At 45.4% G+C, this 25,858-nt stretch carries 24 protein-coding genes; 20 read left to right on the top strand and 4 right to left on the bottom strand.

Features of this window, described 5'->3' with window-relative positions:
• The first annotated feature begins 6 nt into the window (after positions 1-6).
• Positions 7-2,421 carry a phenylalanine--tRNA ligase subunit beta gene (gene pheT, locus BBA02S_RS02830; protein ID WP_041113942.1) on the top strand — a complete coding sequence of 805 codons (2,415 nt, stop codon included), beginning with the start codon at positions 7-9 and terminating at the stop codon, positions 2,419-2,421.
• A gap of 393 nt (positions 2,422-2,814) precedes the next feature.
• On the opposite strand, the gene rnhC is transcribed toward pheT, so the two are convergent.
• Positions 2,815-3,747, bottom strand: a complete 933-nt coding sequence (rnhC, locus tag BBA02S_RS02820; protein ID WP_041097624.1) for a ribonuclease HIII — start codon at positions 3,745-3,747, stop codon at positions 2,815-2,817.
• 91 nt (positions 3,748-3,838) lie between these two features.
• Between rnhC and zapA the strand changes: the two genes are divergently transcribed.
• From zapA to BBA02S_RS02795, 5 genes are read left to right on the top strand one after another with little or no spacing between them, the layout of a single operon-like run.
• Positions 3,839-4,099 (top strand): cell division protein ZapA, encoded by a 261-nt coding sequence (gene zapA, locus BBA02S_RS02815; protein WP_041097622.1) that lies wholly within the window; start codon positions 3,839-3,841, stop codon positions 4,097-4,099.
• Between the two features lie 5 nt (positions 4,100-4,104).
• Complete coding sequence (locus BBA02S_RS02810) at positions 4,105-4,650, top strand: CvpA family protein (RefSeq protein ID WP_041097620.1); 546 nt, start codon at positions 4,105-4,107, stop codon at positions 4,648-4,650.
• 53 nt (positions 4,651-4,703) lie between these two features.
• Positions 4,704-6,449, top strand: a complete 1,746-nt coding sequence (gene polX, locus BBA02S_RS02805) for a DNA polymerase/3'-5' exonuclease PolX (RefSeq protein ID WP_231557194.1) — start codon at positions 4,704-4,706, stop codon at positions 6,447-6,449.
• Positions 6,450-6,465: 16 nt separating this feature from the next.
• Entirely contained in the window at positions 6,466-8,823 is a 2,358-nt protein-coding gene (locus BBA02S_RS02800) for an endonuclease MutS2 (protein WP_041097618.1), read from the top strand.
• 16 nt (positions 8,824-8,839) lie between these two features.
• On the top strand, positions 8,840-9,247 hold the full coding sequence (locus BBA02S_RS02795) for a DUF350 domain-containing protein (protein ID WP_041097615.1): 408 nt from the start codon (positions 8,840-8,842) through the stop codon (positions 9,245-9,247).
• Between the two features lie 148 nt (positions 9,248-9,395).
• On the opposite strand, the gene BBA02S_RS02790 is transcribed toward BBA02S_RS02795, so the two are convergent.
• Both BBA02S_RS02790 and BBA02S_RS02785 read right to left on the bottom strand, forming a co-directional pair.
• A complete protein-coding gene (locus BBA02S_RS02790; RefSeq protein ID WP_052475133.1) occupies positions 9,396-11,207 on the bottom strand; it encodes a pyruvate kinase in 1,812 nt (603 codons plus the stop codon).
• 113 nt (positions 11,208-11,320) lie between these two features.
• Entirely contained in the window at positions 11,321-11,764 is a 444-nt protein-coding gene (locus BBA02S_RS02785; protein ID WP_041097613.1) for an Hsp20/alpha crystallin family protein, read from the bottom strand.
• A gap of 192 nt (positions 11,765-11,956) precedes the next feature.
• On the opposite strand from BBA02S_RS02785, the gene BBA02S_RS02780 reads away from it, so the two are divergent.
• From BBA02S_RS02780 to uvrC, 8 genes are all read left to right on the top strand, one after another.
• On the top strand, positions 11,957-12,808 hold the full coding sequence (locus BBA02S_RS02780) for a VanW family protein (RefSeq protein WP_041098243.1): 852 nt from the start codon (positions 11,957-11,959) through the stop codon (positions 12,806-12,808).
• Positions 12,809-12,958: 150 nt separating this feature from the next.
• Complete coding sequence (locus BBA02S_RS02775) at positions 12,959-14,647, top strand: long-chain-fatty-acid--CoA ligase (protein WP_041113943.1); 1,689 nt, start codon at positions 12,959-12,961, stop codon at positions 14,645-14,647.
• Between the two features lie 118 nt (positions 14,648-14,765).
• Entirely contained in the window at positions 14,766-15,350 is a 585-nt protein-coding gene (locus BBA02S_RS02770; protein WP_041097609.1) for a TetR/AcrR family transcriptional regulator, read from the top strand.
• Between the two features lie 31 nt (positions 15,351-15,381).
• The gene (locus BBA02S_RS02765; RefSeq protein ID WP_041097607.1) at positions 15,382-16,152 is read left to right on the top strand and encodes an enoyl-CoA hydratase; all 771 of its coding nucleotides are present in this window, start codon (positions 15,382-15,384) and stop codon (positions 16,150-16,152) included.
• Between the two features lie 68 nt (positions 16,153-16,220).
• Complete coding sequence (locus BBA02S_RS02760) at positions 16,221-16,994, top strand: electron transfer flavoprotein subunit beta/FixA family protein (RefSeq protein WP_041097605.1); 774 nt, start codon at positions 16,221-16,223, stop codon at positions 16,992-16,994.
• A 28-nt stretch (positions 16,995-17,022) separates the two neighbouring features.
• Positions 17,023-18,003, top strand: coding sequence for an electron transfer flavoprotein subunit alpha/FixB family protein (locus tag BBA02S_RS02755; protein WP_041113944.1), 981 nt, complete (start codon positions 17,023-17,025; stop codon positions 18,001-18,003).
• A gap of 202 nt (positions 18,004-18,205) precedes the next feature.
• Positions 18,206-18,520, top strand: coding sequence for a thioredoxin (trxA, locus tag BBA02S_RS02750; RefSeq protein WP_041097600.1), 315 nt, complete (start codon positions 18,206-18,208; stop codon positions 18,518-18,520).
• Positions 18,521-18,618: 98 nt separating this feature from the next.
• Positions 18,619-20,394, top strand: a complete 1,776-nt coding sequence (gene uvrC / locus BBA02S_RS02745) for an excinuclease ABC subunit UvrC (RefSeq protein ID WP_041097598.1) — start codon at positions 18,619-18,621, stop codon at positions 20,392-20,394.
• A 68-nt stretch (positions 20,395-20,462) separates the two neighbouring features.
• On the opposite strand, the gene BBA02S_RS02740 is transcribed toward uvrC, so the two are convergent.
• A complete protein-coding gene (locus tag BBA02S_RS02740) occupies positions 20,463-20,894 on the bottom strand; it encodes a YslB family protein (protein ID WP_041097596.1) in 432 nt (143 codons plus the stop codon).
• A gap of 267 nt (positions 20,895-21,161) precedes the next feature.
• On the opposite strand from BBA02S_RS02740, the gene BBA02S_RS02735 reads away from it, so the two are divergent.
• From BBA02S_RS02735 to BBA02S_RS02710, 6 genes are all read left to right on the top strand, one after another.
• Entirely contained in the window at positions 21,162-21,770 is a 609-nt protein-coding gene (locus BBA02S_RS02735; RefSeq protein WP_041097594.1) for a succinate dehydrogenase cytochrome b558 subunit, read from the top strand.
• Positions 21,771-21,825: 55 nt separating this feature from the next.
• On the top strand, positions 21,826-23,586 hold the full coding sequence (gene sdhA, locus BBA02S_RS02730) for a succinate dehydrogenase flavoprotein subunit (protein ID WP_041097592.1): 1,761 nt from the start codon (positions 21,826-21,828) through the stop codon (positions 23,584-23,586).
• Positions 23,587-23,588: 2 nt separating this feature from the next.
• Positions 23,589-24,356: a succinate dehydrogenase iron-sulfur subunit gene (gene sdhB, locus BBA02S_RS02725; RefSeq protein ID WP_041097590.1), complete on the top strand. Its 768-nt coding sequence runs from the start codon at positions 23,589-23,591 to the stop codon at positions 24,354-24,356.
• Between the two features lie 66 nt (positions 24,357-24,422).
• Positions 24,423-24,881: an acyl-CoA thioesterase gene (locus BBA02S_RS02720; protein WP_041113945.1), complete on the top strand. Its 459-nt coding sequence runs from the start codon at positions 24,423-24,425 to the stop codon at positions 24,879-24,881.
• Positions 24,882-25,014: 133 nt separating this feature from the next.
• Entirely contained in the window at positions 25,015-25,239 is a 225-nt protein-coding gene (locus tag BBA02S_RS02715) for a helix-turn-helix domain-containing protein (protein ID WP_041097586.1), read from the top strand.
• 165 nt (positions 25,240-25,404) lie between these two features.
• Positions 25,405-25,854 (top strand): MarR family winged helix-turn-helix transcriptional regulator, encoded by a 450-nt coding sequence (locus tag BBA02S_RS02710; RefSeq protein WP_041113946.1) that lies wholly within the window; start codon positions 25,405-25,407, stop codon positions 25,852-25,854.
• Positions 25,855-25,858: the final 4 nt, after the last annotated feature.

Here is a 25,858-nt window from a genome sequence, read left to right as displayed (position 1 = left end):
ATAAGAATGTTTGTTTCATATAAATGGCTAAGCGAGTATGTCGACTTAGATGGCATGCCGGCCAAGGAATTAGCAGAAAAAATTACGCGCAGCGGAATCGAAGTCGAGGGTGTAGAAGTTCTTGGCGAAGGCATTAAAGGTGTGGTTATCGGCCATGTGCTGGAAAAAGAGCAGCATCCAAATGCAGATAAGCTAAATGTGTGCCAAGTGGACATTGGCGAAGAAGAGCCGGTGCAAATCGTCTGCGGAGCGCCAAACGTAGATAAAGGTCAAAAAGTGGCTGTGGCGAAAGTCGGCGCCGTGCTTCCGGGCAATTTTAAAATTAAAAAAGCGAAATTGCGCGGTGAAGCGTCAAATGGCATGATTTGTTCTTTGCAGGAGCTTGGTATCGAAAGCAAGCTTGTGGCGAAAGAGTATGCGGAAGGGATTTTTGTCTTTCCAAACGAAGTGACACCAGGAGAAGATGCGCTTTTGCAATTGAACTTGGATGACGAAGTGCTGGAATTGGGCTTGACGCCTAATCGTTCGGATTGCTTAAGCATGCTGGGGGTCGCTTATGAAGTAGCCGCTCTTCTTGATAAAGAAGTCAAATTTCCAAATGTTGAAGTGGAAGAAGCAGCAGAGCGTGCGGAAGATTGGATTACAGTGAGCATTGAAGCAAAAGAAGATAATCCTATCTATATCGCCCGCATCGTTAAAAACGTGAAGATCGGCCCTTCGCCGCTGTGGATGCAGACGCGCCTGATGGCAGAGGGAATCCGGCCGCATAACAATGTCGTTGATATTACTAACTATATTCTGCTTGAATACGGCCAGCCGCTGCATGCTTTTGACTATGAACGGTTAGGCTCTAAAGAAATTGTGGTTCGCCGTGCGCAGGACGGAGAAAAATTTGTGACACTGGACGATGCAGAACGGACTTTATCCTCTGAGCACTTGCTGATCACAAATGGCAAAGAAGGAGTCGCTCTAGCGGGTGTCATGGGCGGCGCAAATTCCGAGGTGGAAGACGATACAACGACTGTGCTGATTGAATCTGCTTATTTCGACGGCCAGCGCGTCCGCCAAGCATCAAAGGACCACGGACTGCGTTCGGAAGCAAGCGCCCGCTTTGAAAAAGGGGTGGACCCGAACCGCCTGCAGGCAGCTGCAGACCGTGCGGCGCAGTTAATGGCCCAATATGCCGGAGGCGAGGTGCTGGCTGGCAGTGTGGTCGCTGGTGAAATCAACCTTGAGCCAAAGGTTGTTGCGGTCACATTAGAGAAGTTAAATCGCGTTCTTGGCACAAGCTTGGAAGCGCCAGAAGTGGAGGATATTTTCCGCCGCTTGAAATTCGAAGTGAAAACGGATAATGGGGCGTTCATCGTTACTGTGCCAACGCGCCGGGGCGACATTACGATTCCTGAAGACCTGGTGGAAGAAGTAGCCCGTCTATACGGATACGATCGTTTGCCGACAACTGTTCCTGTGGGCGCCACTTATCCGGGCGGCCTAACGGATTATCAAAAGAAACGCCGGGCAGTCCGTCAGTTTCTGGAAGGTGCCGGTCTTAATCAAGCCATCACCTATACATTGACTAGCGGGAAAAAAGCGAAAGAATATGCACTCGACTCACGCGAGCCCATCAAGCTGGCGATGCCTATGAGTGAAGAGCACGCTTACTTGCGTCTAAGCATGATTCCCCAGCTGCTTGGTGCGGTTGCATATAACAATGCCCGCCAAATGGATTCGATTGCTCTTTATGAGGTAGGAAACATCTTCTTGAAGACAGCAGCTGGCGAGCTGCCAGAAGAACAAGAACATGTGGCAGGAGCGATCACTGGTTTATGGGAAGAAAATTTATGGCAAGGCGAAAAGAAACCGGTTGATTTCTTCGTGGCAAAAGGCATTCTCGAAGGATTATTTGCCAAGCTTGGGCTTTTAGAGCGCATCACATTTAAAAAAGCAGAAGTAGCCGGCATGCATCCTGGGCGGACAGCTGCTGTTGAACTGGACGGCCAAGTAATTGGCTTTGTCGGCCAGGTGCATCCGCAGCAAGCCAAGGAGCTTGATATCAAAGAAGTATACGTATTTGAGTTAAAGCTCAGCCCGCTGTTCGCTGCTGAAACAGCTCCGGTTGCTTATCAGCCGATTCCGCGTTTCCCATCCATTACTCGTGACATTGCCCTCGTTGTGGATACGAACGTTGAAGCTGGCCAATTAAAAGCAATTATTGAAGAGGCGGGCGGAAAGCTCCTGAAAGACGCTCATGTATTTGACCTGTATGAAGGAGAGCACGTGGAGGCAGGCAAAAAGTCGATCGCTTTCTCCTTGAAATATTTCGATCCAGAAAAAACATTAACGGATGAAGAAGTCGTCAAGGTTCATAACAGCGTACTGGACGCGTTAAAAGAAAAAGTCAATGCTGAATTAAGAAGCTGATCGCTGATCCAAACACTCCTGCTAATTAGCGGGAGTGTTTCAGTTTGCCGGCAAAAGGGTTCGTGATGAGCTTATTCCGTGCCTCCTCTTAATGTTTGTTTGATCTCGGGAACTTAGGGAGAATAGCCGGTCTCCCCGAGCTCATGATATAGCTTGTTTCCGGCAGCTGTCCATTCCGGTTGGCCTAACTTTGCAGCGCCTGTGGGCGGGGCGGAAGTTGCAAAGATTTCTGCGGGATTCACCGCTCGCCCTGCGAAACGCGAAGCGCCTGGAATGGCAACCAACCGTCCCCGTCCGACCACAAACAAAAAAAGACGGCAGGCAAATTCAATCTATTTGAGTTTGCCTGCCGTGTAAAGCCAGATCTGAATTTCCGGATCTGGCTTTATTCTTTTATTGTTTATTGAGAAGTCTCCGGGCTTTTTCTGTATTGGCAAAGTGTTTCTTTGTGAAGTGGAGAAGGGCGCTTTCTCCTTTTTCGCGGATGAGCCGTGCGGCCGCTGCATCGACCTGGCTGCCCGCCCCTTTAGGAATAGGGAACCCGGCTTCGCTGCTTAATTGATCCATTTGTTTCACAAAAGCGTAGCGGGCGATAATAGAGGCGGCAGCAACAGACAGGTGAATGCTTTCTCCTTTTGTGCTGAAAAATACATTTTCTTGAAAAATTTCCTTTTGCCCTTTTAAATAACGGTAATAGGTGTCTTTTTCGGCAAATTGATCAATCAGCACCGCATCGGGCCGCTCCGGAAAGATTTTTTTATGCAAATTGATGAGTGCTTGATTATGAAGCAAGGCTTTTATTTTTCCTTGTGACATTCCTTTTTGCTGAAGCTCATTATATTTCTCGTTTTTTAAAATGAGCAGGCTGTAGGGGATCAATCGAGCAATTTTTTTGGCAATTGCCACAATTTGCGGATCGGTTAAATCCTTAGAATCACGAACCCCTATGTCTTGCAATTCGCGCAGCTGTTCCTTTTTCACAAAAGCGCTGACGACGGTGATTGGACCAAAATAATCCCCGGTGCCGACTTCATCGCTGCCGATGACAGACAGCTCAGAGAACCCAGGCGGCAAAAGAGCCGGTGCCGGTTTCTTTTTTCTTGCAGGAGCGGCTTGGGCGGTTTCTCCCTGCCATTTCGCGGCTTCGCTTGCGGCGCCTTTTCCTTGGAACAGGACTTTTCCTGAACGATAGCCCGTAATGGCACAGTCCGCGGTTTTGGCTGCGAAGACGGCTCCCGTTGGCAGTTTGGCAGCGGACTGGCTGGCATAATGCTTTTTCATCTCTGAAAGGGTAGTAGTGGACACGGTTAACACGGTATGGCTCATAGATAAACTCTCCTTTACGCTTGCGGCTTTTCATGGCTTCCTGCTCATGGTATGATAACAGATAGGATTCTTTACGAATGGGGGCATTCCATTGTCGAATGAAGAGAAAAACCGGATTACGGTTGACATATACGGACATCATTATACAATTGTCGGCACGGAATCGAACAGTCATATCCGGCATGTGGCCCGTTTGGTCGACGAAAAAATGCGGGACATTAAACGGAAGAATCCTGTGCTTGACCTAAACAAAATTGCTGTATTAACGGCCGTCAATACAGTTCATGATTATGTAAAATTGCAGGAAGAAATTGAATTGCTGAAAGCAGAATTAAAAGAATTGAAGGACTGACTGATATGATCGACATCATCTTGCTGGTTTTGCTGTGCGCAGGCATTATCATTGGCTTGAAGCGCGGATTTATTTTGCAGTTTTTCCACATAGCGGGCTCGATTATTGCCATTATTGCTGCTCTAGCCTTGCGGGAGCAAGTAGCCCCTCTTCTCAAAGGCTGGATTCCGATGCCGCCGCTTAATGAAAATATATCATTTAGTCTAGTGGCAGACAGCTTTGAAGCTTTTTATTACGGAGCGATTGCCTTCATTATTATTTTTATTTTAGTGAAAATAGTTTTATCGGTGCTCGGTTCTTTCATAAATACTATTGCACATATCCCGGTGCTAAGGGAAGTGAATAAAGTCGGCGGAGGAATTTTTGGATTTGTTGAGATCTACCTTGTGCTCTTTGTGCTTGTGTATCTTGGCATGCTGCTGCCTTCCGGAATCTCGTCCATGATAGCTGATTCACTAATCGCCGATTATATGATTCATCATACACCTTATTTATCAGATGCGCTGAAAAATTTTGATCCGCTTACTCAATTAAACCGCTTCTCTTTTTAAAAGAGAAGTTTTTGTTTTGTCTGGCTTTTCTGTTACTATTAATAAGGGAGAAAATGATCGATTTTGAAAGTATGGTGACGACAATGATCAATAAAAAAGACATTATCCGTTTACTGGAGAAAATAGCGATATATATGGAGCTGAAAGGGGAAAATCCATTTAAAGTTTCCGCGTTTCGAAAGGCTGCCGCCGCCCTTGAAACAGACGATCGCAGCCTGGCGGAAATTGATGATATGACCAAAATTGCCGGCATCGGCAAGGGAACAGGAGCAGTTATCGAAGACTATATTCAAACCGGTGAATCTGCTGTATTGAAAGAGCTGCAGGAGGAAGTGCCTGCCGGTCTCGTTCCTTTGCTCCAGCTGCCGGGACTTGGCGGCAAAAAGATTGCCAAGCTATATAAAGAGTTAAATGTGGAAAGCATAGAAGATTTGCAGCAGGTTTGCGAAGCGAAAAAAGTGCGCGAATTACCGGGCTTCGGCGCGAAAACCGAAGAGAAAATTTTGGCCGCCATCAAAGAAGCAGGCAGCCGCCCGGAACGGCTGCCGATTGCTTATATGCTGCCGCTTGCGGAGTCAATTGAACAGCAGCTTGCTGAGATGAAAGCGGTGGAGCAGTTTTCTCGGGCAGGCAGTTTGCGCCGCCTGCGGGAAACAATTAAAGATCTTGATTTTATTATTGCGACCGAGAATGCGGCTGCCGTAAAGGAACATCTGCTGAAAATGACCGGAATTAAAGAAGTCATTGCAGCGGGTGACACGAAAGTTTCCGTTGTGATTTCCGGCGACTGGGATGTATCAGTGGATTTTCGGATTGTGACGGCTGAAGAGTTCGCGTCTACGCTTCACCATTTCACCGGTTCAAAAGACCACAATGTCCGAATGCGCCAGCTCGCAAAGGAACGTAGAGAAAAGATCAGTGAATACGGTGTTGAATCTGCTGAAACAGGGAAAACAACGACGTTCCAAACAGAGGAAGATTTTTATCACCATTTTCAGCTGCCTTGGATTCCCCCGGAAATTCGTGAGGACGGAACGGAAGTTGAACAGTTCCCAGGCTTCGGCCGGCTGATTCAGCTGAGCGACATTAAGGGGGATGTCCATATGCACACGACTTGGTCGGATGGCGCTTATTCCCTGGAAGAAATGATTGAGGCTTGTCGGGCTAGAGGATACGACTATATGGCAATCACGGATCATTCACGTTTTTTAAAGGTTGCTAACGGCTTGTCAGTTGAACGGCTTTTAAAGCAAATTGAGGAGATCCGCCAGCTGAATGCCCGATATAACGATATTGAAATCCTCTCTGGAATTGAAATGGATATTTTGCCGGACGGGACATTAGATTATGAGGATGATATATTGAGCCAATTGGATTTTGTCATCGCTTCTATCCATTCCAGCTTTTCGCAGCCTCAGGAAATGATTATGGAGCGGCTGAAGACGGCTCTTGAAAATCCTTACGTTGATTTAATTGCTCATCCGACTGGACGGCTGATTGGCCGTCGTGACGGCTATGCGGTGGATATGGATCAGCTTATCCAGCTCGCTAAAGAAACCAATACCGCCTTGGAGTTAAACGCTAACCCGCATCGTCTGGATTTATGTGCTGATCACTTGAAAAAAGCCCAGGAGGCCGGAGTGAAAATCTTTATTAATACAGACGCCCATGCGATCGAGCATCTCGACTTTATGGAAGTTGGGGCAAAAGCAGCCAGAAAAGGGTGGCTTCGCCCGGAAACGGTTGTGAACACCTACAGTAAAGGAGATTTTTTGGCCTTTATTAATCGAAACAAATAGGGAGGAATCCTGTTACGTGAATAAAAAAGTATTAAAAACCCTCGAATTTGACAAAATTAAGCAGCAGCTTGCCGAACATGCGGCCTCCGGCTTGGGAAGGGAGCAGGCGGAAAAGCTGGAGCCGTCCGTTTCTTATGAAGAAGTGGTGCGACTGCAGGAGGAAACCGATGAAGCCTCTCGTGTACTTCGGCTGAAGGGACATGCACCGCTGGGCGGTATTTACAATGTTCGTCCGCAAGTCAAGCGGGCGCAAATCGGCGGCATGCTGAATGGGATGGAATTTGTTCAAGTCGCCAGCACCATTTATGCCGGCCGCATGATGAAGCAATTTATTCATGATTTAGTGGAAGAAGGAGAGGAATTGCCGATCCTGTCTGAAAAAGCGGAACAGCTTCCGGTACTGACGCCGCTTGAACACCGCATTAAGCATACAGTGGATGAGCATGGCGGGGTTCTTGATTCAGCAAGCGAAGCGCTTCGGCACATCCGCCAGCAATTACGCGCCAATGAAAGCCGGATTCGCAGTAAGCTGGAGAGTTTAATCCGCGGGAGCAATGCCCAAAAGATGTTATCCGATGCAATTATTACTATTAGAAATGACCGCTATGTGATTCCTGTGAAACAGGAGTATCGAGGCCATTATGGCGGCATTGTTCATGACCAATCTTCTTCCGGCCAGACATTGTTTATTGAACCGGAGTCGATTGTGCAAATGAATAATCAAATCCGTGAGTTTAAATTAAAGGAGCAATTGGAAATTGAGCGGATTTTCACCGAGCTGACGGTAGAGGTGGAACAGCACGGAGAAGAGCTGTACTATTTGACTGGCTTGCTTGGAGAGCTTGATTTCATGTTTATGAAAGCGAAGTTCGGCCGGACAATTAAAGGAACGAAGCCGCTCGTAAATAAGGACGGTTATATCCGCTTAAATAAAGCGCGCCACCCGCTTTTGCCGATAGAAGAGGCGGTTGCAAATGATATTGAATTCGGAAGAGAGTATACCACAATCTTAATTACCGGGCCGAATACCGGCGGGAAAACCGTGACGCTGAAAACAGTCGGATTAACGACATTAATGGCGCAGGCAGGCCTTCCGATTCCGGCACTTGACGGGTCGGAAACGGCTGTGTTCGGTTCCGTGTTTGCCGATATTGGAGACGAGCAATCCATTGAACAAAGCTTGAGTACCTTTTCATCTCACATGGTCAACATTGTGGACATTTTAAAGCAGGTCGATCATGACAGTCTTGTGCTATTCGATGAGCTTGGCGCCGGCACGGACCCCCAAGAAGGAGCAGCGCTGGCGATGGCCATTCTGGATGACGTGCATAGCCGCGGCGCCCGGGTGATCGCTACTACTCACTATCCTGAGCTAAAGGCATACGGCTATAATCGTGAAGGTGTAATAAATGCGAGTGTAGAATTTAACGTGGAAACGCTCAGCCCAACGTATCGGCTGTTAATAGGTGTGCCTGGCCGAAGCAATGCTTTTGAAATCTCCAGCAGGCTCGGCTTGAATGACAGCGTTATTGAACAGGCTCGCGGTTTGATCGGCGCTGATACAAATGAAGTCGATCAAATGATCGCTTCTCTTGAGCAGGCCCGCCGAAAAGCAGAAGAAGAGGAACAGGAAGCGCGTGAATACTTACAGCACGCGGAACAGTTCCATAAAGAGCTGCAAAAGCAAATGCAGGAGTATTATGCTCATAAAGAGGAATTGGCTGAAAAAGCACGCAAGCAGGCAGCGGAGATTGTAGAAAAAGCCAAGGCTGAAGCTGAAGAAGTGATTCGCGATTTGCGGACAATGAGATTAGAGAAACAAGCTGATGTAAAGGAGCATGAACTGATTGAGGCAAAACGCCGTCTCACGGAAGCGGTGCCTGCTGAAGCAAAGAAACCAGTGAAGAAGCAGGCAGCATCTTCCGAGCGGGTATGGAAGCCTGGGGATGAAGTGAAGGTGCTCAGTTTTGACCAAAAAGGAACGCTGCTTGAAAAAGCAGGAGACAAAGAATGGCATGTGCAAATTGGCATCATGAAGATGAAGGTGAAAGAAAGTGACTTGCAATTTATGAAGTCAGAGAAAAAAGCAGATCCGAAGCCGCTGGCTACAGTAAAAGGCAGAGACTACCACGTCAGTCTTGAGCTTGACTTGCGCGGCGAGCGTTATGATGATGCCTTGGCAAGGGTAGAAAAGTATATCGATGATGCGTTGCTCGCTGGCTATCCGCGTGTGTCCATCATTCACGGTAAAGGGACAGGGGCGCTTCGAAAAGGTGTCCAAGATTATTTGAAGAATCACCGGTCAGTGAAACGGACTCGTTTCGGCGAGGCCGGAGAAGGCGGCAGCGGCGTGACGGTCGTTGAATTAAAATAAGAGGGGCTTTGTGTGTATGAACCAGTTTTGGGAAAATGAATTTATACAGCTTGCCGGTTATTACAGCGTTGTGGTTGTCTGTATTACACTGTCGTTAGCCGTATTTGAACTGGTAACTAAATATCGCAATTGGGAAGAAATTAAAAAAGGAAATATGGCTGTGGCAATGGCAACAGGCGGAAAAATCTTTGGCCTTTCAAATATTTTCCGCCATTCCATTGCCCACAACGATAATCTCTTAACCATGATTGGCTGGGGAGCGTTTGGCTTTATCTTATTACTGGCGGGTTATTTCATCTTTGAGTTTTTAACTCCCCGTTTCCGGATCGATGAGGAAATTGAAAATGATAATCGTGCCGTTGGCTTTATTTCTATGGTTATTTCTGTAGGGCTGTCGTATGTAATCGGCGCAGCCTTAAATTAATAAGGAGCATGAGATGATGGAAACATTAGCAAAGGTACTGCTCGTTTTCTGTGGCATTTTTCTTGCCATCGGTGTCATTTATTTATTATTTATTGCTTAAAAAAAACACTTTCCTGGCGTCCGCCGGGGAAGTGTTTTTTCTTCACAGCTAGTCAGTCGGCATTTTAAAAGGTGAAGAGCGCGTGATCATTTGCTTGCCGTCTTTTACCTGTGACAGAAGGGAAAGGGAGTCTGTCAAAAATTCAATGGTTTCTTCCATAAAAGGGCCTTTATTTAGCATAATGCCGTCAAATTCACTGCCAAAAGACAGGTCCGCCAGCTCCGATCGAGACGGAGTTCCTTTTTTTGCTAGAGACTCCAGCACTTGCGTCGCCAGAATAACGGGAACATGGGCAGCGCGGCATAGCGTCAAAATCTCTTTCTGGACAACGGGCAATTGCTCAAATCCTATTTCAATCGCCAAATCTCCTCTCGCGACCATTACGCCGAACTTTGAAAAGGTCAGTCCCTCTAATAGGATGTTTGAGAAGTTACGGACGGCTTCTCTTGTTTCAATTTTTGCGATAACAGCCAAGTCTTTTTCCGAAAGGCTGTGCATCAGCTGCTGCAGCTGCCGCAAATCGCCGGGACTATGTACAAAGGAGATTCCGACCATATCCGCATGCTCACAAATAAACGCCAAATCTTGTTTGTCTTTTTGCGTCAGGGCAGCAACGTTTTCATTCACCTGGCAGTCAGGAAGATTGATCCCTTTGTTTTCTTTAAGAGAAGCCTGCGTATCGGGGAATAAAATTTCGATATCGATAAACTCATTGTTTCGTTTCCTTACGGCTGCCTGGATTTTTCCATCATCAATCAATACCCGGTCTCCTTGTTGAATAGTAGCAAATGCTTCTGGAAGCGTCACTGGAATACCCGCTGTTGTGGATTCAGTAGCGGGGTGTCCTTCTATATCATCACGCAAATAAAGCCTGACAAAATCGCCCTTTTTCACTTCGATCTGGACAGGTGATGTCTCAAGGTGTCTTACCAGCAGCTCCACTTGTCCATCTGCACTCTTGAATGTCGTCTGCTCATTGATATAGGCTGTTTCCTCAAGAGTGACGGCTAAACCGGCAGAAGAAACATCCGTAATAAGAAATTGTCTTTTCTTATGGCGGCTATCTATAAAATAAAGAGGCTCCCCTTGCTGAAAAGAATGGCACTCCTGATGAGAAGAGGCGTAAATAATAAAATCATGTTCTTCGTTCATCAAGTGGCTGCCCGCTGTTGGGTTCCAGCTTATAAAGCCTTTTTTTGCCCTTAAAGGCTGCCCATATTGATTCTTTTTAATGCCTATCTTTAGGGGATAGGCCACTTTTTTGAGCGGTCCAATTCTAATTTTCGGTCCCGCCAGGTCCATGTAAATTTGACACCTTTCTCCCTCATATAGCCCTTTCCTTCTTAAACGGTCTTCAGCGCCGCGAATGGCTCTGGTCAGCTTTTCCCATGCTGCTGCTTCGCCATAGGCGCAGTTGATTCGGGCAATGGACATCCCGTTCAACAAAAAACGTTCAATCACAGAAACGGTCATTTGGGTGTCTAAAGTGACCATGATATGCGGAGATTCTGTGCGGTGTTTTTTTCCTAGGACAATCTCTTTCCGCTTCTTGGCAAGCTGTAAAGGTGCTTCCCGGTAGTCTGGATAACGGGGAAGAAGGATGCCTAGGTTTGAACAGAGAGTGTGCAAGCTTTGGACCATATGCTGATTCGAACTTATGCAAAGCCCTTTATGGCGGAGAGCGGCTGTAAATTCGGCGTGAACATTATTTTTGTAAGCAAGATAGGCTTTCAGGTTTTGTGCGCTGAATGTGTGGCAGACACGCGGATAGGAAGCTGAAACAGCAGCAGCTTCGTTCAGTGCTTTCTGATACAGCGACCAGGCCGTGTTCGCTAATTCAGTGTGCGAAAAGTGGTGCATGATCCATCCACCTCAATATAAAAAAGGATTAATAATGAATTGTATTCTTCTTTTAAGAGATAGGTGCAAATCTTCTTTGTAAGAAGGTTAGGTCAACAGTTGCCGGCCGGTGCTTACTCGATATCCACAAACCGCTTATCATGAGGTTGTTTAGGAGTAATAATTCGCAACAGCCCGTTTTTATAGGTGGCATGTGTATCCTTTTCAGAAATAGAAAATGGCAGTGTGAGGCACCGTTCGATTTTCTGAAGAGATTGTTTCCTGTGAGAGTAAACTTGTTCATGATGATGGATCGTTGTCATATCAGCGTGCTCTACTGCAATCCGCAGCTGGTTGCCGAGCACTTCCACTTGAATATGCTCCCGTTTATGTCCAGGGAGGTCTGCTTCAATAATCATGTCAGATTCCGTTTCATACCATTCAACAGGGAAAACATTCTGGCTAAGAAAAGAGTCTAAATGCTTCAACGATTCATCGAAAAACGAGTCAATAGATTTTACGAAATGATGAAATGAGCCGTTAAAAAGCCCTGGCAGATTGTTTTTTTCAAATCCCATTTGTAACTCTCCTTCCTGCTAGTTATCATTAACAAATTATGATAAAAAAAGAAAAATGCGACTGTGTATCAATGAAGATGCGCTGAAAAAAGTGCGGTGTAAGGCGAACGGTTCTTTTTGCAGCGCATGAAACCTTCTCTTCAACCAATACTAAGAAGAGGAGGTGATGAGATGATTAAAAAAGCAACATGTATGCTCTTTTTATTTTTATCAACTTTTCCTGTTATCTCTGGAGCACAAACCCTTACTATTACAGGTGAAAATTCAAGTGAAACCATTGCGCGCAATCAATTCCTGCTCTCGCCGGCAGATGAGTCCTTTGTTGACTTGAATAAGGTGCAAGAGCTGGTTGACCGTTTAAATAAGCAGGTGTATAAACACCCCGTGAATGCAACGCTCAATGAAAGAAGAGAGATTGTGCCCGAAAAAGCGGGGGCAGCTCTCGATCAAGAAGCATTCGTCAAGCAATTTTATGCATTTTTCTATGGGGAGAAATCTGGCTCCATAACGCTCCCGATGAAGGAGGTTCACCCGCGGGTGAATAGCGAGCTTTTGGCGGAGATCAGTTCAAAGGAAATCGGCCGCTTTACCACCTACTTCTCGAAACGCCATAAAGAGCGTTCCTATAACATCCTTTTGGCGGCGAAAGCGATCAATAATCATATTGTTTTCCCGGGAGAAAAGTTTTCTTTCAACAAGGTGGTCGGCGAGCGTACAGAGAAAAAAGGATACAAGCGCGCCCCTGTGATCATTAAGGGAGAGATGGCAGAAGATATTGGGGGCGGCATCTGCCAGGTGTCGTCAACATTGTTTAATGCGGTTAACTTAGAGGGCATAGAGATTGTTGAGCGCTACTCGCATAGCAGAAAAGTACCGTATGTGCCGCCGGGAAAAGACGCGACTGTCAGCTGGTGGGGACCGGATTTTGTATTTAAAAATGAATATGATCATCCAATCATTATTCGGGCAGCATCCTACGACGGGAAAATGATCATTCGGGTATTATCATCGGAAAGTGCAAAAACAAGAAAAAGTGGAAAATAAAAAAAGTTTCAAGTTGGATTTTCTATTCTTCTTTTACTGGAGGAACGGCTGCTGGCAAGGCTTTGCTTTTCCATTTGGCAAAGCCTTCTTACATAGTTTATAATTGAGGAGAATATTTATAATATTCAAAACGAACGGGGAGGGATGGAAATGAGTATTCGGCCTTGGCTTGCGAGTTATCCAGAGGAAATACCCGCTTCACTTACCTATGAAGAACAGCCGGTGCAATCATATTTAACGAAGACAGCCCAACAGTACCCTAATAAAACAGCGATCCACTTCATGGGGAAAGAGCTAACTTTTCAGGAAGTGTATGAATCTTCTTTGAAGGTTGGCAATTATTTAAGGAAACTCGGGGTGAAAAAAGGAGACCGGGTAGCTATCATGCTTCCTAATGGTCCTCAGGCAGTCATCAGTTATTTCGGGGTGTTATATGCAGGAGCAGTCGTCGTCCAAACGAACCCGCTGTATACAGAAAGAGAAATTGAATATCAAATGAAAGATTCTGGCTCCATCGTCATTATTACACTAGATGTTTTGTACCCCCGCGTACGGCAAGTCATAAAGAATACACCCTTGCAGCATATTATTGTAACCGCTGTCAAAGACTATCTTCCTTTTCCAAAAAACATCATTTACCCTTTTATACAAACTAAGCAAACAGGGTTAAAAGTCCATGTGGAGGAGCGCGGAACAAATCATGAATTTAAGCGCATTATTGAAACCGAGCCGGCGAAAGAAATAGACCTTCCTTTTCACTTTGATGAAGACCTTGCACTTCTTCAATATACAGGAGGAACGACCGGTTTTCCGAAAGGAGTTATGCTGACGCACAAAAATCTTATAGCCAACACGTCAATGTGCGCTGCATGGATGTACAAGTGCAAAAAAGGAGAAGAAGTGATTCTCGGGGTGCTTCCCTTTTTCCATGTGTACGGCATGACGGCGGTGATGGTTCTATCTGTGATGCAAGCGTATAAAATGGTGCTTCTTCCTAAATTTGATGTCAAAACGACCTTGAAAGCGATTGAAAAGCAGCGGCCTACCTTATTCCCGGGCGCTCCTACTATTTACATCGCTTTGTTGAACGATCCGGATTTAAGAAAGTATGACCTATCTTCCATTCGTTCATGTCTAAGCGGCTCTGCGCCTTTACCTGCCGAAGTACAGCAAAAGTTTGAGAAAGTCACCGGCGGAAAGCTTGTGGAAGGATATGGGCTATCAGAAACCTCCCCTGTTACCCATGCAAACTTTTTGTGGGATTCTGAACGGGTGAAGGGCAGCGTGGGCGTTCCATGGCCGGATACAGAAGCAGCCATTCTATCTCTCGATACAGGCGAGGTGCTGCCTCCGGGAGAAGTTGGAGAAGTGGTTGTGAAAGGGCCTCAGGTAATGAAAGGTTATTGGAACCGGCCTGAAGAAACAGAAATGACGTTTAAAGACGGCTGGCTGTTGACCGGTGATGTCGGTTATATGGACGAAAATGGATATTTCTTTGTGGTGGACCGCAAGAAGGATATGATTCTTGCAGGCGGTTATAACATTTACCCGCGTGAAGTAGAGGAAGTATTGTATGAGCACCCGTCCATTCAAGAAGCAGTAGTCGTAGGTGTTCCTGATGCTTACCGGGGGGAAACGGTCAAGGCATACATCGTCTTAAAAGAAGGACATTCCGTAACCGAAGAAGAATTAAACCTATTTGCCAGAGCCCAGTTAGCGGCCTACAAAGTACCGAGAATTTATGAGTTCAGAACAGAGCTTCCAAAAACAGCTGTTGGAAAAATTTTAAGACGTGCGCTGATCGATGAGGAAAAGAGAAAACAAGAAAAAACAAGTTAAATGGAATAAAAAAACAGCTTGTCCCCTCTTGACTCCTTCAGCATAAAACGGTAATATAAAAACATGAATGAATAGTCATTCATTTTATGGATGCAGAGACAGTAGGAGGGGGCAGCCTGTGAAACGAAATAAACCAAAATATCACCAGATCATTGATGCCGCTGTTGTAACGATTGCAGAGAACGGCTATCATCAAGCCCAGGTTGCAAAGATAGCCAAGCAAGCGGGAGTAGCAGATGGCACCATCTATTTATACTTTAAAAACAAAGAAGACATATTAATTTCATTATTTGAAGAAAAAATGGGAAGTTTCGTCAAGAAAATTCAAGAAGCTTTAGCAGGAAAAACGGAAGCGGCGGAGAAGTTATTATTATTGGTCGATCATCATTTTTCTATATTGGCGGAAGACCGCCATTTAGCCGTTGTTACCCAGCTGGAGCTCAGGCAGTCAAACAAAGAGCTTCGCTTGAAAATTAACGGAGTGCTGAAAGACTACCTCCAGTTAATTGACGAGGTGTTGAAGGAAGGTGTCGAAAAAGGGGAATTCAGGCCTTCACTCAACATTCAGCTTGCAAGACAAATGATTTTCGGTACGATTGATGAGACGGTTACGACCTGGGTGATGAATGATCAAAAATACGATCTTCCGGCGCTTTCTTCTGAAGTAGGGGAAATGCTGCTAAATGGATTTTCTATTCGCTGATTGATATTCGGCACAAGGGGGATGGTGAACAATGGGATACATATCATGGAAAAGAGAAGGCCGGACGGCGGAAGTGCTGATTCAACGGCCGCCGGCTAACGCTCTTTCGAGTTCGCTGATCGCTGACATTGAGCAAGCGTTCAACGAGATTGAGCAGGATAACGAGGTGCGGGTCGTACTGATCAGCGGCGAGGGAAGATTTTTTTCAGCCGGCGCTGATATTAAAGAGTTTACGACGGTACAGAGCGGAGAAGAGTTCTCAAAGCTTGCTGCCCGCGGACAGCGGGTATTTGAGAGGATTGAGAATTTTTCGAAGCCAGTGATCGCGGCGATCCATGGAGCAGCGCTTGGGGGCGGGCTGGAATTGGCGATGAGCTGCCATATCCGCCTGGTTTCAGAACAAGCTAAGCTTGGCTTGCCAGAACTTTCTCTTGGACTTGTTCCTGGATTTGCAGGGTCGCAGCGTCTTTCTCGTTATGTGGGCACAGCAAAGGCAGCGGAATTGCTGCTGACAAGCGAACCGATTACTGGAGCTGAAGCGGTACAGTGGGGGCTCGCTAATCATGCCTATCCGGAGGAAGAACTGCTTTCTAAAGCCCGTGAAATGGCGGCTAAAATTGCTCTCAAAAGCCCAATCAGCATGAAAGCAGCCATTGAGTTGCTGAATTTTTCAAAGCATGCTGAGTATTACAGAGGGGTAGAAAGAGAGGCGGAGCTGTTCGGAGAAGTATTTGATTCTCAAGATGCCAAAGAAGGCATCGGCGCATTTATTGAGAAGCGGCAGCCGGTATTCAAGGGGTAAATTGTTTTTGTAAAAAATATTTGCAATCTTTCAAATGGACAGAAAAGAGCAAAGCAGGAGGGGAAATTATGAATATTTATGTACTTCTGAAGAGAACATTCGATACCGAGGAAAAAATTAGCGTGGCAAACGGCCAAATTCAGGAAGATGGCGCGGAATTTATCATTAACCCTTATGACGAGTATGCCGTCGAGGAAGCGATCCAAATTCGTGACGACAAAGGCGGAGAAGTTACAGTTGTTTCTGTCGGCAATGAAGAAGCAGAAAAACAGCTTCGGACAGCCCTTGCTATGGGAGCCGATAAAGCAGTGTTAATTAACACTGAAGACGATGTCGAAAATGGAGATCAATATACAACAGCGAAGATTTTGGCTGAGTTTTTGAAAGATAAGGAAGCGGATTTAATTATCGCTGGCAACGTAGCCATTGACGGCGGCAGCGGACAGGTTGGCCCGCGTGTGGCCGATTTGCTCGGAATGCCTTATGTCACAACCATTACGGAGATTAAAATTGAAGGTGAAAGCGTTCACATCGTCCGCGATGTAGAAGGAGATTCAGAAAAAATTGAAACAAAGCTGCCGCTTCTCGTTACAGCCCAGCAAGGGTTGAATGACCCGCGCTATCCATCGCTTCCAGGCATTATGAAAGCGAAAAAGAAGCCGCTTGATGAATTAGAGCTAGATGATCTTGATCTTGATGAGGATGAAGTGGAGGCAAAAACAGAAACGATTGCCGTGTTCTTGCCGCCGAAAAAAGAAGCGGGCCGTATTCTCGAAGGAGAATTGAGCGATCAAGTACAGGAACTGGTGAATTTACTGCACAGTGAAGCAAAGGTCATTTAAAGGGTAAACAGGACAGGAGGGGATTTACATGTCAAAAAAAGTATTAGTATTGGGAGAAGTGCGTGACGGAGCGTTAAGAAATGTTTCTTTTGAGGCCATAGCTGCAGGAAAGAAAGTAGCTGAGGGCGGCGAAGTGATCGGGGTGCTTATCGGAGAATCCATCAGCGGGCTGGCGGACCAGATGATTCATTACGGAGCTGACCGCGTGGCGGTAGTGGAGAATGAAAAGCTGGCGCAATATACTTCTGACGGCTATTCTCAAGCACTGCTTGCCGTTGTTGACCGAGAAAATCCGGAGGCCATTATTTTTGGCCATACTGCACTTGGCAAAGACTTATCTCCAAAAATTGCGTCGAGGCTTCAGGCGGGGCTAATTTCCGATGCAACAGCTATTGAAGAAGACGGCGGGGACATTGTGTTTACTCGTCCGATTTATTCGGGAAAAGCATTTGAAAAGAAAAAGGTGAGCGCAGGTCTTGTATTGGCCTCTGTACGCCCGAACAACATCGCACCGCTTGAAAAAGATGATTCTCGTTCGGGGGATGTCTATCCAGTAAATACAGATATTAAAGATATCCGCACGATCATTCAGGAAGTTGTTCGCAAAACAGCGGAGGGTGTGGATTTGTCAGAAGCAAAAGTGATTGTGGCCGGCGGACGCGGCGTGAAAAGCGAAGAGGGCTTCAAGCCGCTGCAGGAGCTGGCTGATGTCCTAGGCGGAGCGGTCGGTGCTTCCCGCGGTGCGTGTGATGCTGATTACTGTGATTACTCACTGCAAATCGGACAGACAGGAAAAGTGGTAACACCGGATTTATATATTGCCTGCGGAATCTCTGGGGCGATTCAACACTTAGCCGGCATGTCTAACTCTAAGGTGATTGTGGCCATTAACAAAGATCCGGAAGCAAGCATTTTCAGTGTCGCTGATTATGGAATTGTCGGCGATTTGTTTGAAGTTGTTCCAATGCTGACAGAGGAGTTTAAAAAGCTGAAAGTAGCTACGTCTTGACAGGTGAAAAAGCCGATGCTGTGAATAGCACCGGCTTTTTTATTTGCTTCTTATTCACCTATGACAACGATTGAAAAAGAATGGAAATGGAAGAGTAAATGTCTTGTAAACGGGAAAAACAAAATGTGAAGCAAAAAATTAGCATCCGATTCTGATCGATGCTATACTGACCATAGTATATGTAACTTTAGGAGGTTTTTTTATGGCGATTGTAAAAGCGACTGATCAAAACTTTAACGATGAAACAGCTAGCGGTCTTGTGCTGGCAGACTTCTGGGCACCGTGGTGCGGTCCTTGTAAGATGATTGCTCCTGTACTGGAAGAACTTGATGCAGAGTTAGCAGACAAAGTAAAGATTGTTAAAATTGATGTAGATGAAAACCAAGAAACAGCTGGAAAATATGGCGTAATGAGCATTCCGACGCTTATCTTGTTTAAAGACGGCCAGCCTGTTGATAAAGTAATCGGTTTCCAACCGAAAGAAGCATTAGCTGAATTAGTAAACAAACATGCTTAATTGAATGACAAAAAAACCGTCTTCTGTCTCAGGCAGAAGGCGGTTTTTTGTCAGAAAGCAATGGTTTTGCAGGCTGAGTCCGTCAAGGAGGTGGAAAAATGAATTCAACGATTAAAAATAAGCTGGCCCTGCTTCCGGATCAGCCGGGCTGCTATTTGATGAAAGACCGGCAGGGAACAGTCATTTACGTTGGCAAGGCAAAAGTATTGAAGAACCGGGTTCGCTCCTACTTTTCCGGTTCGCATGATGCAAAGACACAACGGCTCGTCGGAGAAATTGAGGATTTTGAATATATCATTACCTCATCTGATCTCGAAGCGCTCATTCTGGAATTAAATTTAATTAAAAAGCATGATCCAAAGTACAACATTATGCTGAAGGATGACAAGAGCTATCCGTTTATTAAGCTGACAGCAGACAGGCATCCGCGGCTGATCATTACGAGGAAAGTAAAAAAAGATAAAGCCAAATATTTTGGCCCGTACCCGAACGCCTATGCCGCTAATGAGACGAAAAAGCTGCTTGACCGTTTGTATCCGCTTAGAAAGTGTATGAACTTGCCGGATCGAGCGTGCCTTTATTACCATATGGGTCAATGCTTGGCACCTTGTGTAAATGAAGTCACAGAGGAGCAATATAAGGAAATGACGCATGAAATTGCCCGGTTTCTCAACGGGGGGCATCACCAAGTAAAAGAACAATTGACAGCAAAGATGCATGAAGCGGCGGAAAAGCTAGAGTTCGAACGGGCAAAAGAGTATCGTGATCAAATTGCTCATATAGAAGCGACGATGGAAAAACAAAAAATCAATACCACCGATTTCACTGACCGGGACGTATTCGGCTACGCGGTGGATAAGGGCTGGATGTGTGTGCAGGTGTTTTTCATTCGCCAAGGGAAATTGATTGAGCGTGATGTGTCTTTGTTTCCAATCTATGATGAGCCGGAAGAAGAATTTTTAACCTATTTAGGCCAATTTTACGATCAGCCCAACCATTTTAAGCCAAAAGAAATTTTATTGCCGGGGAAAGTGGATGAAGTTCTGGCTGAACAGCTCATTGAAGTGAAAATGCTTAAGCCGCAAAAAGGCAAAAAAAAGGAGCTTGTAAATTTAGCCGGCAGCAATGCCCAAGCCGCTTTGGCAGAAAAGTTTGCTTTGATCGAGCGTGATGAACAAAGAACCATTAAAGCGGTTGAACAGCTTGGCCGGGCAATGAATATCCATGCGCCGCTCAGGATTGAAGCCTTCGATAATTCTAATATCCAAGGAACAGACCCGGTGTCAGCAATGGTCGTATTCATTGATGGAAAGCCGGCTAAAAAAGAATACCGCAAATTTAAAATTAAGTCCGTACAAGGCCCGGATGATTATGGCTCCATGCGGGAAGTGATTCGCCGCCGCTACAGCCGCGCTTTAAAAGAAGGGCTGCCGCTTCCAGATTTGATTATCATCGACGGCGGGAAGGGACAGGTGGAGACGGCCAAAGATGTCTTGCTCAATGAGTTAGATTTGGATATCCCTATCGCCGGTCTTGCCAAAGATGATAAGCATCGGACGTCGCAGCTTTTGTATGGGACCCCTCTTGCTGTGGTGCCGCTTTTGCACAATAGTCAGGAGTTTTATTTGCTGCAGCGCATTCAGGATGAGGTTCATCGCTTCGCCATTACTTTTCACCGCCAGTTGCGGGGGAAAGGGACCTTTCAATCAATTTTAGATAATATTGCCGGGGTAGGGCCAAAGCGTAAAAAGCAGCTGTTAAAGCATTTTGGTTCTGTCAAGAAAATAAGAGAAGCGACAAAAGAGGAATTAAAAGCAATCGGTATTCCGGAGAATACAGCTGCCGAAATTTTGGAGAGGCTGCAGGAGAAATAAAAAAGAGGCTGTCCGAATGAAGGGAACTCATGCGGTAAAGGACAGCCTCTTTTAGCTCTTCTTGAGTTTTATTCCCACTTTACAGTCAGCATCACTTTTTTTGCCCGTTTTTGAATATCTACTATAGATTCGGCTTCCGTCTGTTCATGCGAGGAAATTTGTTCAGCTAAGAACCCGCTCTCAAGAGAGAAGAAAGGCTCGGATTGAACAGAGAATCTTCTTTCGATAAAAGGACCGCTTATTTCAAAAGTCTTTTCCCGTTTGGCCTCTTTCGAAAGAGCGAGCGTTCCCCAGCCGGCTTCTTCAAAAAAAGAAACAAGCTCCTCAAAGCTTTGGCAAGGAAATTTTCTGGCCAGCGACTTGCCTGCCCAGTAGAGAATCGATTCGGCTTCTTTTCCGAGAACGTCTGTTAACAGGGAGTCCCTGATTAATTCATAACCAAAAATAGGCACAGAGAGGCCTTGGATTTCTTGTTGGTCAAGTTGCTTTGTCAATTTCATCCCCACTTTCTGATATCCATTATATACAACAGTTGGAAGAGAAAAAAGGAATTTATTCAAAAGATATTGTGATATAATAAAAGTGAAATAAATCAGAAATGAAAGCCGTATTTTCACAGGACCAGCGGCTGAAAAAGAGCCGCCGCATCCTTGACGCTTTATGGGGATGGGAGTAAAATGGTCTTGTCACAAAATAGTTATAAGTATGAAGCTTTGCCGAAAGAAACGATAATTTGTCGGATGCTTCAAGATTAAGGGGGGTAAAACATGGCTGACAACCGAGAATTTTTTTATCGCAGGCTGCACTCATTGCTTGGTGTCATACCTGTAGGGTTGTTTTTAACACAACACTTAGTCGTAAACCACTTTGCAACAAAAGGCGAGGAGGCATTTAACAGAGCCGCTGGCGTGATGGAAGGATTGCCATTCCGTTATTTATTGGAAACTTTTGTTATCTTTCTACCATTGTTATTCCATGCTATTTACGGATTGTATATTGCTTTTACAGCAAAAAACAACGTTGGCAGATTCGGTCATTTCCGTAACGTAATGTTCTTCCTGCAACGCGTGTCCGGTGTGATCACGCTTGTGTTTGTTGCATGGCATGTATGGGAAACGAGAATCCAAGCGGCGCTTGGTGCCGAAGTAGACTTCCATATGATGGCGGATATACTTTCTAATCCGTTAATGGTTGGTTTTTACATAGTAGGTATCGTTTCCACTGTCTTCCACTTTGCTAATGGTCTATGGTCTTTCAGTGTAAGCTGGGGAATTACAATTTCTCCTCGCTCACAACGCATTATGACGTACATCACAATGGTTGTTTTCGTTGCGCTTTCTGTTGTAGGAATTCGCGCAATTCTTGCGTTCGTATAAGTAAGTAGTTGAAATCAGTTCAGTTTGGATTTGGGAGAAAAAGGAGTGAGTCTCAATGAGTAATGGAAAAATTATTGTAGTCGGCGGCGGATTAGCCGGGTTAATGGCTACAATTAAAGCGGCAGAAGCAGGAACACAAGTTGACTTGTTTTCTCTAGTTCCGGTTAAACGCTCCCACTCTGTGTGCGCGCAAGGCGGCATTAATGGTGCGGTTAACACGAAAGGTGAAGGAGATTCACCTTATATTCACTTTGATGACACAGTGTACGGCGGGGACTTCCTAGCGAACCAGCCGCCAGTTAAAGCGATGACAGAAGCAGCGCCTGGCATCATTAATTTGATGGACCGGATGGGGGTTATGTTTAACCGTACTCCAGAAGGTTTGCTTGATTTCCGTCGTTTTGGCGGTACACAGCATCACCGGACAGCGTTTGCCGGAGCAACAACAGGCCAGCAGCTGTTATATGCGTTGGACGAGCAAGTTCGCCGCTTTGAGGTAGCAGGACTCGTTACTAAGTATGAGGGCTGGGAATTCCTCGGTGCTGTTCTTGATGACGAAAATGTTTGCCGCGGGATTGTAGCACAAAACTTGCGCGATATGCATATCCAGTCTTTCCCTGGAGATGCCGTAATCATGGCAAGCGGAGGCCCTGGTATCATTTTCGGTAAATCGACAAACTCGATCATTAACACTGGTTCAGCCGCTTCTATCGTTTATCAGCAAGGTGTTAATTATGCAAACGGAGAATTTATTCAAATTCACCCGACAGCGATTCCTGGAGACGATAAGCTTCGTCTGATGAGTGAATCAGCTCGTGGAGAAGGCGGACGTGTTTGGACGTATAAAGATGGGAAGCCTTGGTACTTCCTTGAAGAAAAATATCCGGCATACGGAAACCTTGTACCACGTGATATCGCTACACGTGAGATTTTTGATGTGTGCGTAAATCAGAAGCTCGGCATTAATGGCGAGAACATGGTATACCTTGATCTTTCCCATAAAGATCCGCATGAGCTGGATGTTAAACTTGGCGGCATCATCGAAATTTATGAGAAATTCATGGGTGAAGACCCTCGCAAAGTACCAATGAAAATCTTCCCTGCTGTTCACTATTCAATGGGTGGACTATGGGTAGATTATGAACAGCAAACAAACATTCCTGGATTGTTTGCCGCTGGTGAGTGTGATTATTCACAGCATGGCGCGAACCGCTTAGGAGCTAACTCTCTTCTATCTGCTATTTACGGAGGAATGGTTGCCGGCCCGAATGCGGTGAAATACATTCACGGATTAGAAAAATCAGCGGATGCGATTTCTTCCTCTGTTTTTGATAAGCATGTAAAACAAGAAGAAGCAAAATGGAACAATATTATATCGTTGGATGGCAAGGAAAATGCCTACTTGATTCATAAAGAGCTTGGCGAGTGGATGACAGCCAACGTAACAGTTGTCCGCTACAACGAGAAGTTAAAAGAAACAGACAATAAAATCGTTGAATTATTGGAGCGTTATAACAACATTAACATCAACGATACAGCCAAATGGAGCAACCAAGGAGCTGCCTTTACACGCCAGTTGAAAAACATGCTTCATCTTGCCCGTGTAATTACAATCGGCGCTCTGAACCGTAATGAGAGCCGTGGAGCTCACTATAAACCGGAATTCCCAGATCGTAATGATGAGGACTTCCTGAAAACAACAATGGCAACATTTAAAGGGGAGAACCAAGCTCCTGGCTTCCATTATGAAGATGTAGATGTTTCCTTGATCCCTCCGCGTAAGCGTGATTATACGAAGAAGAAGGAGGAGAAATAAAGATGAGTGAGAATAAAACAGTTCGCTTTATGATTACTCGTCAAGACACAATGGATTCGGCTCCGTATGAAGAAGAATTCGTTCTCCCATATCGTCCGAATATGAACGTTATTTCAGCGCTCATGGAAATCCAGCGTAACCCAGTGAATGCGAAAGGTGAAAAAACAACACCAATTTCTTGGGATATGAACTGTCTTGAAGAAGTGTGCGGTGCTTGTTCGATGGTTATCAATGGCAAGCCGCGCCAGGCTTGTACTGCTCTGGTTGACAAATTGGAGCAGCCGATTCGCTTGGCGCCAATGAGCACATTCCCGGTTGTCCGTGATTTGCAGATTGACCGGGAGCGCATGTTTGATTCAATGAAGCGCATTAAAGCGTGGATTCCAATTGACGGTACGTACGAACTAGGACCTGGTCCGCGCATGCCGGAAAGAAAACGCCAATGGGCTTATGAGTTATCTAAATGTATGACTTGCGGTGTTTGTCTTGAAGCGTGTCCAAATGTAAACAGCAAATCAGACTTTATTGGACCTGCGTTCATTTCTCTAGTTCGCTTATTTAATGCTCATCCGACAGGTTCAATGAATAGAGACGAACGACTAAATGCGTTGATGGGTGACGGCGGTCTGCAAGATTGCGGAAACTCTCAAAACTGTGTGCAAGCATGTCCGAAAGGAATTCCTTTAACGACATCGATTGCAGCGATGAATCGCGCAGCTACGGTTCAATCATTCCGTAACTTCTTCGGAAGCGACCATCAAGTAGATTAATTGTTTCCAGCCTTCAGCTGCTTTAGCTGGAGGCTGCTTTTTTATAGGATAAAGGGGGAGCGAGTGATGAAAAAGTTTTCGTATATTCACGATTTTAAGCTGTGGGAGAAAGAATTCGACTTTTTTCATTCAATAAAGGTCCGTTTTTCAGAGACCGATATGTTTGGGCATTTAAATAATACAGTTCCATTTGTTTATTTTGAAGAAGCCCGGATTGAGTTTTTAGGCGCGAGAGGCTTGCAGCAGGAATGGTTAAGCAAGGCGAGTGAAGTGATACCGGTTGTCGCTGATTTGCAATGTGACTTCCTCGAACAAGTTTTCTTTGGGGACATACTGTCAATTGGCGTAAAAGTAGACAGCTTTGCCCGCTCCTCTTGCGACATACATTATAAAGGAACAAAGCAAGATGGAAGCGTTTGCTTTGTCGGCAGAGGAACACTTGTCCAAGTTTCCACGATAACAGGAAAGCCGGTGCCGTTTACAGAGGCGGCAAGAGAGAAGTTGCTCGGTTCATCAAAAGTTTGACTCCAAAATAAAAATGACAAGGAATTTTACAACTTTGCTGTCAATTCCTTACTCCCTCACATATGATAGCGTAACGGCCGTTCCGTTGATTAAGTGTTGAGAAGCTGGCGGAAGCGAGGAGGGTACATGTCAAGTGAGGGAGCATCGCTTTGATCGTAAACCGCTATTAACAAAGAGAGAAAAAGAAGTGTTTGAATTACTCGTGCAGGATCGAACAACGAGAGAAATTGCGGAGGAACTATTTATCAGTGAAAAGACGGTCCGCAACCATATCTCCAATTCCATCCAAAAGCTCGGTGTGAAAGGTCGGGCGCAAGCAATCGTGGAGTTGCTCAGAATGGGTGAACTAAAGCTCTGACAGAACAGATGGCGGCCGAGAGATCGCCATCTGTTTTATTGTGTCTTCAAGTCCTTAGATGCTCTTTGCCTTGCATTTTATAAGGAAAAAGGTGAAAATAAACAGGTGATGAATTAATAACGGATGTTTTATGAAAAAGGAACGATGAAGTAAGGAGTGCAAAACATGGCAGCAGATTTTGGAGAATCGCTCGACGTGGTGGCGGATATTGAAAAAGAATTACGGTACATAAACGGCATTATTAAACAAAAAGGCCGGGAGATATTGAGCGATTATAAAATTACTCCACCCCAGTTTATTGCCTTGCAGTGGTTATTTGAAGAAGGAGATATGACCATTGGCGAGCTATCGACAAAAATGTTTCTAGCTTTCAGCACAACAACAGACCTAATTGACAGAATGGAACGAAATCAGCTTGTTGAGCGGGTAAGAGATACGAATGATCGCCGGATTGTGCGCATTCATTTGCTGAGAGAAGGAGCGAGCATGATTGAAGAAGTGATAAAGAAGCGCCAGCTGTACGTCGAGCAGATTTTACAAAATTTCAGTGAAACGGAAATATTATCTTTAAAAAGCAACCTGGAGAAAATGCATCAGGAAATGAAAGCAAAATGAGGCG

This window comes from Bacillus badius NBRC 15713, assembly GCF_001591605.1.
Classification (GTDB): domain Bacteria; phylum Bacillota; class Bacilli; order Bacillales; family Domibacillaceae; genus Pseudobacillus; species Pseudobacillus badius.
Note: the sequence above shows the minus strand (reverse complement) of the source record. Positions and strands in the feature narration are given on the sequence as shown.

Bases quoted from the DNA above. Each gene is read 5' to 3' on its own strand.
- trxA (WP_041097600.1), top strand. From the start codon at position 18,206: ATGGCGATTGTAAAAGCGACTGATCAAAACTTTAACGATGAAACAGCT.
- BBA02S_RS02775 (WP_041113943.1), top strand. From the start codon at position 12,959: ATGAGTATTCGGCCTTGGCTTGCGAGTTATCCAGAGGAAATACCCGCT.
- BBA02S_RS02790 (WP_052475133.1), bottom strand. From the start codon at position 11,207: ATGCACCACTTTTCGCACACTGAATTAGCGAACACGGCCTGGTCGCTG.
- BBA02S_RS02795 (WP_041097615.1), top strand. From the start codon at position 8,840: ATGAACCAGTTTTGGGAAAATGAATTTATACAGCTTGCCGGTTATTAC.
- BBA02S_RS02780 (WP_041098243.1), top strand. From the start codon at position 11,957: ATGCTCTTTTTATTTTTATCAACTTTTCCTGTTATCTCTGGAGCACAA.
- BBA02S_RS02810 (WP_041097620.1), top strand. From the start codon at position 4,105: ATGATCGACATCATCTTGCTGGTTTTGCTGTGCGCAGGCATTATCATT.
- uvrC (WP_041097598.1), top strand. From the start codon at position 18,619: ATGAATTCAACGATTAAAAATAAGCTGGCCCTGCTTCCGGATCAGCCG.
- BBA02S_RS02720 (WP_041113945.1), top strand. From the start codon at position 24,423: ATGAAAAAGTTTTCGTATATTCACGATTTTAAGCTGTGGGAGAAAGAA.
- sdhB (WP_041097590.1), top strand. From the start codon at position 23,589: ATGAGTGAGAATAAAACAGTTCGCTTTATGATTACTCGTCAAGACACA.
- BBA02S_RS02760 (WP_041097605.1), top strand. From the start codon at position 16,221: ATGAATATTTATGTACTTCTGAAGAGAACATTCGATACCGAGGAAAAA.
- BBA02S_RS02765 (WP_041097607.1), top strand. From the start codon at position 15,382: ATGGGATACATATCATGGAAAAGAGAAGGCCGGACGGCGGAAGTGCTG.
- BBA02S_RS02740 (WP_041097596.1), bottom strand. From the start codon at position 20,894: ATGAAATTGACAAAGCAACTTGACCAACAAGAAATCCAAGGCCTCTCT.
- pheT (WP_041113942.1), top strand. From the start codon at position 7: ATGTTTGTTTCATATAAATGGCTAAGCGAGTATGTCGACTTAGATGGC.
- rnhC (WP_041097624.1), bottom strand. From the start codon at position 3,747: ATGAGCCATACCGTGTTAACCGTGTCCACTACTACCCTTTCAGAGATG.
- BBA02S_RS02785 (WP_041097613.1), bottom strand. From the start codon at position 11,764: ATGGGATTTGAAAAAAACAATCTGCCAGGGCTTTTTAACGGCTCATTT.
- BBA02S_RS02710 (WP_041113946.1), top strand. From the start codon at position 25,405: ATGGCAGCAGATTTTGGAGAATCGCTCGACGTGGTGGCGGATATTGAA.
- sdhA (WP_041097592.1), top strand. From the start codon at position 21,826: ATGAGTAATGGAAAAATTATTGTAGTCGGCGGCGGATTAGCCGGGTTA.
- BBA02S_RS02755 (WP_041113944.1), top strand. From the start codon at position 17,023: ATGTCAAAAAAAGTATTAGTATTGGGAGAAGTGCGTGACGGAGCGTTA.
- BBA02S_RS02735 (WP_041097594.1), top strand. From the start codon at position 21,162: ATGGCTGACAACCGAGAATTTTTTTATCGCAGGCTGCACTCATTGCTT.
- polX (WP_231557194.1), top strand. From the start codon at position 4,704: ATGATCGATTTTGAAAGTATGGTGACGACAATGATCAATAAAAAAGAC.